Annotated in this window: 14 protein-coding genes and 1 tRNA gene; 4 read left to right on the forward strand and 11 right to left on the reverse strand. The window is 55.7% G+C overall.

Translation table 11 applies throughout. The features are described 5' to 3' along the window. Positions 1-102 precede the first annotated feature (102 nt). From RIN56_17860 to RIN56_17895, 8 genes are all read right to left on the reverse strand, one after another. Complete coding sequence (locus RIN56_17860) at positions 103-276, reverse strand: hypothetical protein (protein ID MDR7868662.1); 174 nt, start codon at positions 274-276, stop codon at positions 103-105. A 14-nt stretch (positions 277-290) separates the two neighbouring features. Further along, complete coding sequence (locus tag RIN56_17865) at positions 291-1,697, reverse strand: UbiD family decarboxylase (GenBank protein ID MDR7868663.1); 1,407 nt, start codon at positions 1,695-1,697, stop codon at positions 291-293. A 24-nt stretch (positions 1,698-1,721) separates the two neighbouring features. After that, positions 1,722-3,638: a TRAP transporter permease gene (locus tag RIN56_17870; protein MDR7868664.1), complete on the reverse strand. Its 1,917-nt coding sequence runs from the start codon at positions 3,636-3,638 to the stop codon at positions 1,722-1,724. A 131-nt stretch (positions 3,639-3,769) separates the two neighbouring features. Beyond that, positions 3,770-4,762 carry a TAXI family TRAP transporter solute-binding subunit gene (locus RIN56_17875; GenBank protein MDR7868665.1) on the reverse strand — a complete coding sequence of 331 codons (993 nt, stop codon included), beginning with the start codon at positions 4,760-4,762 and terminating at the stop codon, positions 3,770-3,772. A gap of 45 nt (positions 4,763-4,807) precedes the next feature. Beyond that, positions 4,808-6,232 (reverse strand): hypothetical protein, encoded by a 1,425-nt coding sequence (locus tag RIN56_17880; GenBank protein MDR7868666.1) that lies wholly within the window; start codon positions 6,230-6,232, stop codon positions 4,808-4,810. Further along, positions 6,232-6,564: a (2Fe-2S)-binding protein gene (locus RIN56_17885; GenBank protein MDR7868667.1), complete on the reverse strand. Its 333-nt coding sequence runs from the start codon at positions 6,562-6,564 to the stop codon at positions 6,232-6,234. Before RIN56_17885 ends, RIN56_17880 begins: the two co-directional genes overlap by 1 nt. Positions 6,565-7,109: 545 nt before the next feature. Beyond that, positions 7,110-7,766, reverse strand: a complete 657-nt coding sequence (locus tag RIN56_17890) for a GntR family transcriptional regulator (protein ID MDR7868668.1) — start codon at positions 7,764-7,766, stop codon at positions 7,110-7,112. A 480-nt stretch (positions 7,767-8,246) separates the two neighbouring features. Further along, positions 8,247-8,332: transfer RNA gene (locus RIN56_17895), tRNA-Leu, on the reverse strand. Between the two features lie 116 nt (positions 8,333-8,448). Between RIN56_17895 and RIN56_17900 the strand changes: the two genes are divergently transcribed. Continuing rightward, entirely contained in the window at positions 8,449-9,183 is a 735-nt protein-coding gene (locus RIN56_17900; GenBank protein ID MDR7868669.1) for a SprT family zinc-dependent metalloprotease, read from the forward strand. On the opposite strand, the gene RIN56_17905 is transcribed toward RIN56_17900, so the two are convergent. After that, positions 9,154-9,612 (reverse strand): C-GCAxxG-C-C family (seleno)protein, encoded by a 459-nt coding sequence (locus RIN56_17905; protein ID MDR7868670.1) that lies wholly within the window; start codon positions 9,610-9,612, stop codon positions 9,154-9,156. The genes RIN56_17900 and RIN56_17905 overlap by 30 nt on opposite strands. Before the next feature lie 87 nt (positions 9,613-9,699). On the opposite strand from RIN56_17905, the gene RIN56_17910 reads away from it, so the two are divergent. Next, the gene (locus tag RIN56_17910; protein ID MDR7868671.1) at positions 9,700-10,794 is read left to right on the forward strand and encodes an NADH:flavin oxidoreductase; all 1,095 of its coding nucleotides are present in this window, start codon (positions 9,700-9,702) and stop codon (positions 10,792-10,794) included. Positions 10,795-10,825: 31 nt separating this feature from the next. Then, positions 10,826-11,701, forward strand: a complete 876-nt coding sequence (locus RIN56_17915) for a substrate-binding domain-containing protein (protein MDR7868672.1) — start codon at positions 10,826-10,828, stop codon at positions 11,699-11,701. Between the two features lie 190 nt (positions 11,702-11,891). Here RIN56_17915 and RIN56_17920 read toward each other — a convergent pair whose 3' ends face one another. Together RIN56_17920 and RIN56_17925 are read right to left on the reverse strand one after the other, a co-directional pair. After that, the gene (locus RIN56_17920) at positions 11,892-12,407 is read right to left on the reverse strand and encodes a hypothetical protein (GenBank protein MDR7868673.1); all 516 of its coding nucleotides are present in this window, start codon (positions 12,405-12,407) and stop codon (positions 11,892-11,894) included. 438 nt (positions 12,408-12,845) lie between these two features. After that, positions 12,846-13,178 (reverse strand): hypothetical protein, encoded by a 333-nt coding sequence (locus RIN56_17925; GenBank protein ID MDR7868674.1) that lies wholly within the window; start codon positions 13,176-13,178, stop codon positions 12,846-12,848. Positions 13,179-13,357: 179 nt separating this feature from the next. On the opposite strand from RIN56_17925, the gene RIN56_17930 reads away from it, so the two are divergent. Then, positions 13,358-13,702 carry a hypothetical protein gene (locus tag RIN56_17930; GenBank protein MDR7868675.1) on the forward strand — a complete coding sequence of 115 codons (345 nt, stop codon included), beginning with the start codon at positions 13,358-13,360 and terminating at the stop codon, positions 13,700-13,702. The last annotated feature ends 194 nt before the right edge of the window (positions 13,703-13,896 follow it).

The following is a 13,896-nucleotide window of genomic DNA, read 5'->3' on the forward strand; positions in this document are numbered from 1 at the left end:
TGCATTTAATTATCCGGATCTTATATACTCCCCTGTACGGGGCCGTCCCGTCGTCGCCGGTGCATCGGCCCCGTGCAGGGGGGGAGGGGGGCGAGTATCTGTCTAGCCCTGTTTGTTGTCTAGCTTTGTTTCATTGGTGTTTACGTCCAGATAGAATTCTGTTTTGCAGAACGGGCATCTCAGCTTTATAATGTCTTTGCCCTGCTCGAAGAGAATCTTGTCAAGATAATAGTCTCGCTGGCATTTCGGACAGGTGATATACTGTACTTTAGCCATTGGCGCATCCCCTCCTACAGTTTCATGAATTCTCGGTCTTTGGGGTCGAGGTAGTTTTTCAGATCGAGATTTTTGGTCGTCTCACTGGGTATGGATATCCTGGCGGCAAACGATTGGGCGCCGAACGGTTTGGTCGCGTCGATTCCGCCTTTGGAGGTGATGATGCCGTCTCCCGACGGATCAAGCCTGGTACCCATAATCCCCGGGATTACAATCAGGTCCTTACTCCACTGTGAGCGGGTAGCTACGGCCCAGAGCACTTCCTGATCATTGTAGATATCGACGTCCTCGTCTACAACTACAACATGCTTGACGCGGTAGTCGGAACTTAGCGCACAGGCAATAGCCGTTTTGGGCTCGCCGTCATTCGATTTTTTCATCTGTACGTAGGCGTGCAGTCTCGCCGAGCCGGAAACGGGCATGTGCACGTTTAAAGTGCCTGGTACGACTTCTTTGATGCGGCTGTAAAGATAGGCTTCGATCATCGGCGCGTCGAGGAGGAAGTGGTCGGCATGCCCCGGCATAATATCGACGTAATAAGCGTCGTTCTTTCTCGTGATGGCGGTTACGTCGGCGATGGGGTTGACGCGCTGCCCGCCATAGTAGCCTGTGTATTCGCCGAAGGGAGCTTCGATGTCAACTACGGAGGTGGACAGCTCGCATTCGATGACCAGTTCAGCCTGGGCCGGAACCATGAAATCGGCGCCCCAGGTTTCGGAAGGCGTGACTTCCAGCGGTTCGCCCATAATGCCGCCGATGATCTGCGGTTCGTCAGTGAGCATTTTTGTTTGTGCTCCCATATAGAATGCGGGATGGTGCCCGATGACGATGACCATTGGCATGGGAATGCCACGGCTTTTGTATTTTTGAAAGACATAGTTGGTGTGTCGGGCGGCGTTGAAGTTTACGACCAGGCGCTTGGGGCCTTCTACGTAGATGCGGATGATAGCGCAGTTCACGAATCCCGTTTCGGGATCCTTGACCCAGGCGCTGCCGGCAGTGAGGTATGGGCCGAGGTCCATTTCGTGGTGCGTAATGACCGGCAGTTCGAACATATCGACGTCGTCGCCGGTCTGGATGTATTCTTTTACCCTCGCTTGTTCTTTGCTTACGACGGTCGGAGCGACCGGTTTTTCTTTGGCGACATAGTCGAGGGCCAGTCTATCGATGGACGATCCTAACGCATCGGCGAGTCTTTCTCTATCGCCGCAGAGGTTTATGATTACCGGCAGTTTGGAAATTTCGCCCTTGAGGTTCCTTACTTTTTCGAAGATCAGTACCGGGTTAAATTTACGCTTTTCAACCTCCTGAAGAATAGCCGGTATTTCGAATTCCGGGCTTACTTCTTTTTTGATCCGCAATACGCTGCGCGGCTTCTTCTCTTCCAGTTCTTTCATGAAAAGGGTCAAATCTTTGTTCATACTTGTCCCATACCCTCTTTCCTTTTATGATTGATCGGCAGTCGCTGTCGTTTCGGCGGAGGGAACTGTTTTTTTGGCGAATTTCTTGTTAAGGAAGTAAGCTACAACAATCAGTAGCACGCCGGCGATATCGGTGACCGTGCCCGGTTTAATGAGCCCCAATCCCCCCAGGAGGAACAAGCCCCTTATCCATGTCGGCACCTGACCCTGATACCAGCCGTGCACGGCGATGGACATGGCAATACAACCGAATATAGAGGTTACTATGCTCTGGGCAATTTCCGGCCAAGTGCCGATTAATAGCAGTTGGGGACCATAGACGAACATGAAGGGCACCACCAGAGCGACTATCCCCAGACGAATGGCGGTAAAACCTACCTTGTCGGGGCTGCACTGTGCTATGCCCGCGGCGGCATAGGCTGCCAAGGCCACCGGAGGAGTGATCATGGATACTACGGCGTAGTAGAAGACGAACATGTGGGCGGCAAGGGGATGAACGCCCATCTTCACAAGGGCCGGCGCTACAAGGCTGGCCACGATGAGGTAGGCTGCGGTTGTCGGCACCCCCATGCCCAGGATAAAGCAGACTAAGGCGGTCAGCAGTAAGAGGAATAAAAGACTCCCGGCGGCCAGGGTTATCATCAGCATGGAGAGTTTTAACCCTAAACCGGTCAAGGTTATTACGCCGATAATCACACCCGCCATGGCACAGGCTGCCGCGACTTCGATAACTCCTCGCCCGCCGCTCTCCATGCACTTGAGGAAATCGTTGAAGCTAAACTTGTACTTCGGATGTACGGCAGCGATGGCAACTACGGCGACGATGGCCCAGAAGGCGGCCAGGGACGGCGTGCTGCCGCTTTCGCCGAGGAGATAGATCAGTACAACAAGCGGAACCAGGAATGGCCAGCCGTCTTTCATTTTTTCCTTAAAAGATGGCAGGTTTTCTTTCGATAAGCCGACCATTTTATACTTGGCGGCTTCCAGGTCTACCATCACGTAGACGGTAAAGTAATATAGCAGCGCGGGAACAAGGGCGGCAAGCGCTATCTTTGTGTAAGGTATGCCGATGAATTCGGTCATCAGGAAGGCGGCGGCTCCCATGACCGGCGGCATGATTTGGCCCCCGGTTGAGGAGACGGCCTCGACGGCGCCGGCAAAATGCGGTTGATAGCCCGTCCTTTTCATCAGCGGAATGGTGAGGGTGCCTGTCCCGACAACGTTGGCGACCGCGCTGCCGGAAAAAGTGCCGAACAATGTACTCGACACGATGGCCACTTTGGCCGGCCCGCCGCGATATCGGCCAAACAGGGAAAAAGCTATGTCCATGAAGAAGTCGCCAGCACCGCTTTTTCTCAGAAAGGCGGCGAAGATGACAAAGACGGCGACGAAGGTGGCCGATACCCCCAGCGGCTGACCGAGAACGCCTTCCATGGTGAACCACATCTGGTAGGCGATTCGCGGCAGCCCAAATCCCCGGTGGGCGATGATGGAAGGCATGTACGGCCCCAAAAATGCGTAGGCTAGGAAAACCGCGGCGATAGAAGGCATGATCCAACCCATTACTCTGCGGGTGGCTTCAAAAACCAGGATAAGTCCCAGTGTGCCCACTGCGGTGTCCGTGGTGTCGATGGTCAACGCCCGCAATGCGAACTGATCGGCTTTCATGAAAATGTACACGCCCACATACAGGGATGCCGCAATACATACGATGTCGATGATGCGCCAAGGGCTTACCGGCTTGTTCCCAAGGGGTTTGAGAATAAAGACCATCAACAGGACCAGGACAAGGTGCACCGTTCTTTGCTGCGAGGCCCCAAAAGCGCCGAAATAGGCGGTATATAGCTGAAACAGCGCGAGAAGAATGGCAATTCCGGCGGCGATTTTTTCGTGAAGATATTTATTAGCCTGAAAGTCTTCGTTTTCTATTTGCGTTGCCAATTTCCGACCTCCTCGTTGTCGCCTTTGCAACAACATATGGATAGGTGTTTAAACAAATAAGGCGCCTTTGTTCAGAATTCAGCATATTCACTGCTCTGTAAAGGCGCCTTATTCGCGATGCAATCCGAGCTCTACTTCAGGGCGCCCTTTTCCTTCAGATATTTTTCGGCTCCGGGGTGATAAGGGGTAGCGATGCCCCGCGTGGCGCCTTGGAGGTTCCACTCTTTGCCCGCTGGATGGGCCTCGGCGACTTCGTCGGCGTGTTCAATCAGTGCCTTGGTCACTTTATAGACAAGATCCGGATCGGTGTCTTTGTGGGTTACCAGAACGACGTTTGCTCCCTGGACGAAATAGTCACTGTCAAGGCCCTTGTAAAGACCTGCTTTTACTTTGGTTTTGTACCAATAGGGATGCGCCTTGACTATGCTGTCGACGTCATACTGGAGAAACTTGATGGGGATCTTGGTGCAAAGATCGACCATAGCGCCCGATGGGTCGGCGATGTAGATGAACCCGGCGTCAATGGTCTTGTCCTGCAGGGCTTCGGAAATTTCGCCCGGGGTCAGCCAAAGGGCTTTGTAGTCCTTGTCAACTTTTAACCCCAGGGTCTCCATATCGGCTACGGCCGTAACGGCCTGACTCGAACCGGGATGACCCATGCCAACCTTCTTGCCTTTGAGGTCGGCTACGGAGTTGATGCCGGAGTCGGCCCTGGTCATCAATTTCATGGGGTTATCGTGGCCTCCGTAAACTGCTACGACCTGGGGATACGCCTCTTTAAATTCCCTGGTGCCCTTATTCGCGTAGTAGAGGTTGTCCGACATGACCATACCGAACATTACTTCCTTGCTGGCCACGCGAATAATGTTTTCGGCCCCGCCGCCCGGTTCGGCCGTCGCTTCGACGCCCGGTACGTACTTGTTGATTACCTTGGCCATGCCGCCGGCCACCAGATACCAACTGCCGGACGAAGCACCGCCGATGATTGAGATTCTTTTTTTCTGTTCGGGCGCTGGTTTTCCGTCTTTGCTTTTCTGATCCGATTGGCCGCAGCCGACTAACGAAAAGGCAAACACCAGCAGCACCAGAATTCCGGAAACATGTCTGAACCATCTGCTTGTCATTTTTTTCCGCCTCCGACCTATGATTAATCATTCTCCAAAAACCGACTATCTCGCTTCAATGCCGCGTTGGCGCAGCCACATGGGCATTAGTTCTTTGTCCACCTCCTCGGCAACCTGAGGGGCGAGTTTATGCATATACTCCGCGAGAGCCTCGCTGACGTTGAAACCTCCCACAGCGCCGTCGAAGACGAGAACTTTGTCAGTTTTGGTAAATTTACGAGCAAATTCGACCGCCTTGCGTAAGTTTTCCACCTCGACCGCGTAATCCATGAACAGGGTATTTTGCTCACAGCCTCTGAATACGTCGGCTTGCGGGCCCACAACCAGAGTGGGCAACTGTTGGGCGAAGAAGGTCCCCGGATAACCCTTGGAACTGTAATTGATGATCAGGGCCTTAATAGCCGGGTTGGGCGCCGGCAAAATATCCGGCCCCAGATGCTTTGTGCCGGGATAAAGCATATCGGTGTAACGGGTAAACGGCGTAAAGGCGAGATCGAGGTTGAATTCGTCGACATTGGCGTTGAGGAAGTTGCCGAAGAGAATACCCCCTGCGGTCGTATACGGGATTGGTCCGGGGTAGTCGATGATTAGACTCGCATCTTCAATACGGCTCAGGAGGGTGACTACTTTGCCATACCAGTTGAGGTTTAAACGGCTGAAACGCTTGTCCTGTTCGACAAGATTGTTGTCGGCGTCGACACCCATTATTCCGGCCGGTCCGACTTGGAGCATCACCGCGCAGACGAATTTTTCCTGGACGAAGGGCGATTCGTAGATCGTCCGGGCGATCAGGTTCGCAGCCCGCGGACCCATGCTCTGGTGGAAAGAGGAACGAGTTTCGATGGTTGCATAGGACATCGCAAAGGGCTTGAACAGTCTGCCCAGTTGCCGGTGATAATGAAGTTCCCGCACATCGTTGTTGTGGGCGTGGATTATCCACTTGGCCGAATAAGCCTGGGCAATGCCGTACAGCGTCCCCAACTCGGTTTCAATCGGTACGCCTTTGTCTACCGGAGCTATTCCTGAAGCTTTGCCGTCAAAATATTTGTCCAGATCAAACTTCTTGATATATTCTTCGGTCTCGCGAAACCGCAAGCCAACGCCCGCCCTCAGGAATATATTGCTTGTATGGCAGCGTTTTTCCACCTCGTCCCGGATGGCTCTAACCATCTCGGCATAGGCTTCGCCGCCGTAAATGCTGAATCCGTGGTGGGATGTCAGGATGTTGACGGAATCTCCCGGCTGAATCTTGCTTAAATCGACTTTCTCCAGAGTTTTCAGCGTTATCTCCCGTATTCTCAGACGGGTCTCTTCGGAGGTGGCGCTCTCCATGGGTTTATCTGCGTCAGGAAAAAGGTCGTGTATTCTGACGCCCACCATGCCTGGCAACATACAGGCGCGTTCGCCCAGTTGTTCAGTGGCCATGTTGTATGTAGAGATTCTCGCTTGTGTAGGTGTCAAGGTGGCCATTATTTGCTTTCACCCCCCGGAAAAAGTTCGTTCATTTTTTCTTGGTCTTCGGCAAGGTAGTACTGCTTGCCGTACTTCTGCATCACCTTTTCCGGGATCTCCCAAATCGTGGCCATCTTTCCGTACCACTGATAACCTGGCGCCTGTTTGAGTTCGATATCGGCGGCTTTCAGGAGTCGAATCACACCGGTGATGCATAAAACGCCGCAGCCCGTCCGTGCCCCCGTCGTCCTGGCAACCTCTTCCGGGGTATCGGCACCCGCAACTATCGCGGCAGCAATCTCTTTGGCCTGGATCCGGTGGCAATAGCAAACAACCTGATCGGGGTACATGTGGGCTTTACGGCAGATTTCCCCCACTCTGCCGTCCCCTAATATAGCGTTGGCATCCATGCCTACCTGAAGGGGAGTGCATCTCTCCTCAAGCACAATGGCATGACGGGGACAGCGTGTAGCACAGATACCGCAGGCCTGGCACAGATTTTGCTCGACTTTGGCTACTTTTTGGCCTGCTATCTTTGAAGCCGAAATAGCAACCACTGGACAAACACGGATGCAGGTTTCGCACCCATTGCATTTCTTGCCGTCTACAACCGCGGTCTTTGTTATAACCCTCACCACAGGACCCCCTTTGAAATTATTGTAAACAACAATATACTATAGTAAAATTCACGGTATACTGTATCTTTAGTTAAAATATATTAGAGAACATCTTTCCTGTCAAGAGAAAAGTTCCCTTTTCGTAATAATCATTGGCAAAATTCAAAAATGTCAAACATTTTTTGGCGTAATAATTCAAGCATATGAAAGCATATACGCCCTTTAAAAGACGCAAAAAAGTCGAGGGTTTTCGGTACCCTCGACCTATTTACATTTCTTCATCTGTCTTTTTCCAATTCCTTGAGAACCTTGATGACGTTGAGAAATCCTTCAGTTTTCTGCTTATACAGAATGTCCGCCGCCTGTGTGTTATGTTCTCGCAGCAAATTCACTAATTCAACGTGTTCTTGGTTGGACATCCTAAGTCTCTCCGGAAACATGGAGAACACCCAACGGGTTCGTTCGCTCCTGTCCCACAGATCCTCGATCATATTATATATAAGCTCAGCCTCACTAGCTCGGTATATTGTAAGGTGGAATTCTTTGTTAATCAAGCCGTATTGATTGACATTTTCGGCCTGTCGCTCTACTTCCATTTTCTCTATCAGGCTATTAAGCTTCTTGATCGTCTTCTGATCTATTTTTTCCGCGGCCATCCGGGTGGCCAGCGTTTCCAGTTCCCGCCTGATGAGCATGAGTTGTTCGAGTTCGTTCAAATCAAGTTTTTTGACCTTGACGCCCACATTATGGATCGTCTCGACAAGCCCGATTGATTCAAGGCGTTTAATGCCTTCCCTGATTGGTATCTTGCTGACTGAAAGTTCGTCCCCGACTTTCTGAAGGTGGATATATTCGCCGGGCTTAATCTCGTTTGACAGGATTTTTTCTTTCAGGTACTTGAAAACAAGATCGGATTTGCTTAATGGTTTGGTCATAGCCGTTCCTTCCCTTTTCGCCTTATCGGTTATCTGGTAGTATAATACATCTTCTTGGATGGTATATTATACTATAAAACAGAATAGGTCAAATAGTTTTTTTATAGATAGCCCCAAATGTTACTCTGGCGATAAAGTCAATGGTCGCATGGCGATACCGGCGCCGTTGGGAAGGACTTCAATTTTCCCGTAATATTGCTGGGGCTATATCTCCACATAAGCTTTGCCATCCCAATGCCATCCTTCTTTATCAGGGTGGAGTCCCAATCGAAGAGATATCCCGTCTTCGCCACTCGTCAACAGTCATAACTAGCAAAATCTAGGTACAGGATAGCGACGAAGCGAAAAGAAATGTCGCCGATAAAGCAGCGTCTATCTTGCTCGCCGGGGCAAGAAAAAGACTCTCGCAATAACGAGAGCACAATAAAAGAAGCTTTCTTTATATAATACGCGCTGTTATCACAGCGCGTATTATGCTTTTGGTGCCCGGGAAGGGACTCGAACCCCCACACCATCACTGATAGCAGATTTTGAGTCTGCCGCGTCTGCCATTCCGCCACCCGGGCATGTTTGGGTTTGTGTTATAATAGAAACGGTCGGCTTTTGAACAATAGTTATGATATCATCGCCGCAGGGCGTTGTCAAGTGCGGCGGGCTTGGGCCCGACCGCGGAGGTGGGTGTATGGAGGATTTGGTGATCGGCGCTCACCGGCTGGCGGTGAGTGTGGCGTACAGCCGCCGCCGGACGGTGAGGATCAGGTTGGCGGCGGCCGACCTTATTGAGGTGGCGGCGCCGCTGAGGCTGCCGCAGGCGGAGATCGCGGCGCTGCTGAGGGGCCGGGAGGCGTGGATCGCGCGGCAGCTGGCGAAGCTGGCGGCGGTGGCGGCGAGCCCGGTGAATGCTGCGGCGGAGCCGGGGGCGGAGCTGCTGTATCTGGGGGAGGCGCGCAGGCTGACTGTGCTGTGGGGCGGCGTGGGCCGGGCCGAGGTGGACGCGGAGGATGGGCGGATTTTCGCGCATTTGCCGGCGACGCCGGCGGGGGCGCAGGCGACGGCGCTGGTGACGGCGCTGCGGCATTGGTATATAGAGCGGGCGCGGGCGGTGCTGACGGAGCGTACGGCGCACTGGGCCGGGGCTTTGGGTGTGCGGCCGCGGCGGATTTTCATCCGCGAGCAGAGAAGCCGCTGGGGGAGTTGTTCGTCCCGCGGCAATGTTAGTTATAATTGGCGGGTGGTGATGGCGCCGCCGGCGGTGGTGGATTATTTGGTGGTCCACGAGCTTTGCCATATGAAGGAGGCTAATCATTCGGCGGCTTTTTGGCGGCTGGTGGGCGAGGCTGATCCTGATTATAAGGAGCACCGCCGGTGGCTCAGGAGCCACGGGGCTTTATTGACGCGGCTGTTCGCGGACGGGTAGCAGGCCTTTGGCGGCGAGGTATTGGGCGAGGAGCTCGGCGGTTTCGCCAGTGATGCGGTAGCAGGTGCTTTTTTGTTCGGGGGTGCCGTATTTGTTGCGGTTGAGGGCCCGGCAGCAGGTGGCGCCGAAGTGGCCAGCGAAGATATTATGGAATTCGCGGGCGCTGGCGTATATGGCGTCGCGGCTCTGGTCGGCGCTTGTCCGCCCCTGGAGCAGGCTGAGGACCATGACGGCGCCGCTGAGGGCTCCGCAGGCGCAGCCGGCCTGGCCGAAGCCGCCGCCGAAGCCGGTGGCGATTTTTATGGCGTTGTCGTCGAGGTCGAGGTTTAGTTCTTCGCGGAAGGCGCGCAGGACGGCTTCGGCGCAGTTGTAGCCTTCTTTGTAGCGGGCGCGGGCGAGCTGCTGGGCTCTGGTCTGTTGTTGGTCCATGGTGTTTCACCGCCGTTGTCGTATTTTTCGATTTTAGTATATTCAAGCAAAGCAGGGGCGTTTCCTGCCCCGCAAGGAGGAGTAGCGGTGAGTGTGTTGTTCGATCCCGTGATGATCGGCAGTATGAAGCTGAAGAACAGGTTCGTGCGGTCGGCGACCCAGGATTTTCTGGGCGAGCCGGACGGCGAGGTCTCGGAGCGGGAGGTGGCGCTGTACGGCGAGCTGGCGGCGAATGAGGTGGGGCTGATTATCACCGCCCATTCGTATGTGCAGCATCCGCTGGGGCGGGCGAGCGTGAATCAGAACGCGATTTACGACGACCGTTTCGTAGCCGGGTACAGGCGATTGGCGGCGGCGGTGCACGCCCACGGGGCGGCGCTGGTGGTGCAGGTGTCGCACGCGGGGCGGCAGACGCCGCCGGATTGGCCGACGGGCCAGGAGACGGTGGCGCCGTCGGCGGTGACGGATACTTCGAACGGTCTGACGCCAAGGGCGCTGACGGAGGAGGAGATCTGGTCGCTGGTGGACGCGTACGCGGCGGCGGTGGACCGGGCGAAGGACGCCGGCTGCGACGGGGCTCAGCTGCATGTGGCGCACGGGTATCTGCTGTCGTCGTTTCTGTCGCCGTATACCAACCGCCGCACGGATATGTGGGGCGGCAGTCTGGAGAACCGCATCCGCATCCTGGGTGAGATTATGCAGCGGGCCCGCCGGGCGGCGGGGGACGCGTTCCCGATCCTGGCGAAGCTGAATTCGACGGACGGTATGCCCGGCGAGGGTTATCTGACGCTGCCGGATGTGGTGGCGACGGCGAAGGCGCTGGAGGACTGGGGCATCGCGGCGATCGAGGTGAGCGGCGGCATCCGCGAGGCTAAGGGCGTGATGTCGGCGCCGGGGGTGGTGCGGCCGGAGCAGGAGGCGTATTTCGCGGCGGCGGCCAAGGCTGTGAAGGCGGCGGTTAGTGTGCCGGTTATCCTGGTCGGCGGGCTTAGGTCGCTGGCGGTGATGGAACGGGTGGTGGCCGAGGGCGCGGCCGATCTGGCGGCGCTGTCGCGGCCGCTGGTGAGGGAACCCGATTTGGTGGCGCGCTTCAGGCAGGGAACGGCAACGAAGGCGTCGTGCGTGTCGTGTAACGCGTGCTTCAATCCGGCGGGGCTGAAATGCTGGCTGCCGGCGAAATAGTAAAGTTTAGGAATAAAGGGAGGGTTCTTGCATGAGGAGATTGCTGTTGGCGATGCTGACTGCGGTTTTGGCGCTGGCGCTGCTGGCGGGCTGCGGCGGACCGAAGGCCGAGGCTCCCAAGCCGGCGCCGAAGCAGGCCAACCCGGATGTTATCCTGGCGACGACGACGAGTACCCAGGACAGCGGCCTGCTGGATGTGCTGATCCCGGCGTTCGAGAAGAAGACTGGCTATAAGATCAAGACAATTGCCGTCGGCTCGGGCCAGGCGATCGCGATGGGGCAGAAAGGCGAGGCCGACGTGCTGCTGACCCATGCCCCGGATGCGGAGAAGAAGGTTGTCGAGGCCGGGGCGGTGGTTAACCGCCGCCTGGTGATGCATAACGATTTCATTATCGTGGGGCCGGCGGCCGACCCGGCGAAGGTAAAAGGCAAGAAGGCTAAGGAAGCTCTGGAGAGCTTTGCCAAGACGCAGGCGATTTTCATTTCCCGCGGCGATAATTCGGGCACCCATCAGTTGGAGAAGAAGCTGTGGGCGCAGGCGGGGATAAAGCCGGCCGGGGCGTGGTACCAGGAGGCGGGGGCCGGCATGGGCCAGACGCTGAAGATTGCCAGCGAGAAGAACGGCTATGCGGTGACCGACCGGGCGACTTTCCTGGCCCATAAGAAGAATGTGGCGCTCGATATTCTTGTGGAGGGCGACTCGGTACTGCTGAATATTTATCACGTGATGGAGGTCAACCCGGCGAAGTTCGCGAAAGTGAACAAGGACGGGGCCAAGGCGTTCGCCGATTTCCTGCTGTCGGCCGAGGGCCAGGAGATGATCAAGGTTTTCGGCAAGGATAAGTACGGCCAGCCGCTGTTCTTCGCCGACGGCGGCAAGACGGAGAAGGATTTGACCGGGAAGTAGATAGCTTATCAAATTTATTTCAATAAAAGGACCGGCACAGGTGAAATGCTTGTGCCGGTCTCTTATTGCTTTTGGAATGGCGGGATTAGGCTAGAAATGCTCCCGATGCAAGGCGCACCGGATGAGCGGGCATACAACGCTATAGCGGTTAGAGGGGCGCCTGCCCCTGGCGGGGGCATCGCACGGGTGCTTATGGGCGGCCGGACAGACGCTTGACTACAAGGTTGGCCAATACGCCGCCCATTATGCCGGTGAAAAGCTGGGGCCAGCTCATGGCGAACATGATGCCGGCGGCGAGTTTGGGCGGGACGTTGATGAAGGCGAGCAGCCAGGTGAAGGCGGTGAAGAGGACGGCTGTTTTTACGGCCGTGGCCGAGAGGGTGGCGGCGATGCGGCTGCGGGTAAGGAGGGTTTTGTAGATGAGGACGTAGAGAAGGTGGGCGATGGCGACGGGCGGGATGAATACGGGCAGGAAAAGCAGCCCCTGGAGGTAGGCGACTACCGGGGCGACGAGGGCGATGGCTACGGCGGCGCCGAGGCCGGCGGTCTCGTAGGCGATGAGCAGGCAGGCGTTGACGAGGCTGCCGATGATGAAGGTGGTGAAGAAGGGCGGCACGGGGATGATAAGCCTGAGCGACTGGAAGATGACGGTGAGCGCCAGCAGGAGGGCGGCCCGCGCCAGTATGTCCGGCCGGGAGGGTGTCATTGTATTTGCTCCCTTGTTTGTATTGGAGGCTATACTCATTGCCGGCTTTTCCCGGCTTTGGGTTTGCCCCCCGCTGCGACGGCGGTCTTACTAAGCTCGTCGCCGACAAGACCGCACCACCGCCCAATTCACGTCCATGTTCAATGGTCGGTTCGCGCAGCCGTCCATGGCTGCGCGTGCGGTCTTGTTACCGGCTCTCTCGCTAAGTAGCGGCCGCCGTCTCGCTTCAGGGGGCGGCCCCCAAAGCCGGGAACGCCGGCCCGCAGGGGGTTCGGTTTCCTATTTTCTTGAAATGCCGAAGCCGTTCAGAAGTGCCCAGATGCAAGGCGCACCGGAAGAGCGCGCCGCGACGTGTACTCGGATGTACACTAGCAAGCGCTCTGAGGAGCAACGCCGCAGATGGGCGCTTATGGACGGCCGCTCAGTATCGCCAAAAAACTATTTGTGCCAGGGGTGGCGGGTTTTGGGCCTCCCCTGCTGCCCTCCCCCACCCGGCCCGAACATCATCCAGCCGAGGAGAATTAAGAGGGCGATGTTGCCGATGAAGCCGTCGACGATGCCGAGGTCGACGAAGATGTTGACGATGGTGAGGCAGCCGAAGAAGGTTATGCTGCGTTTGAAGTTTATCCAGGGATAGCGGCGGAGAAGGATGTAAACGGCGACGAAGACGCCGATGTCGATGACGACCCAGGCCCAGGGATTGAGGACGAGATATTTGAGGATGCTGCCGACGATTATCGCGGCGAGAATGTACCACCAGACGGTGTTCATCGAATTCCCCTTCCGTATTTGTTCTCTTCTTTGATTATATACGATTAGGGGGGCGGCGAACAGTTGTCCCGCGACGGGAAAGAAAAAAGATAATTGTGCTATAAATGGGAAAAAGATGATTATAATTTGTGCGGATTGCACATACTTTTATTAAGAATCTGCACAGGGAGTGAAAAAGGGTGGAGTTTTCGTTCACGATGTTCAAACCGCATCGAACCCGCAGCGGCAAGAAGGATGAGCCGCTGGTGGCTGTGAAACCGAACGGCCGCATCGTTTTCAACAAGAAAGCCGCGGAACTGTTGGGCAATCGCTATTTCTGCATGCTGGGCTATGACAGCGATAATGGGGCGCTGGGCATCATGCCGGTGGCGGAGCAGGAATCGAACGCTTTTCCGGTGAGATATGCGGCGAAGGGGGCTTATATCGGCGCGAAACGGTTTTTCCGCCATTTCGGCATTTTGCCGGAGCAGGTGGTGGAAAGCGCGCCTTTCCAGCACGGACAGTATATCGGGATGAAGTTTTAGGGGTAAACAAAAAAGCTGCTGACTAAGTCAGCAGCTTTTTTGTTTTTGTAGATATTCTCGGCTTTCTCGTTATCCCGGAATGCCGGCGACGCTCAGAAGCCTCCAGATGCTAGGCGGACCGAGCATGCGCAGCGACGCGTACACGGACGTACGCTAGCAAGCACGCGCAGGGCCAACAACGCAGATGGGGGCTT

It is taken from the genome of Sporomusaceae bacterium (assembly GCA_031460455.1).
Taxonomy (GTDB): Bacteria; Bacillota; Negativicutes; order Sporomusales; family UBA7701; genus Anaeroselena.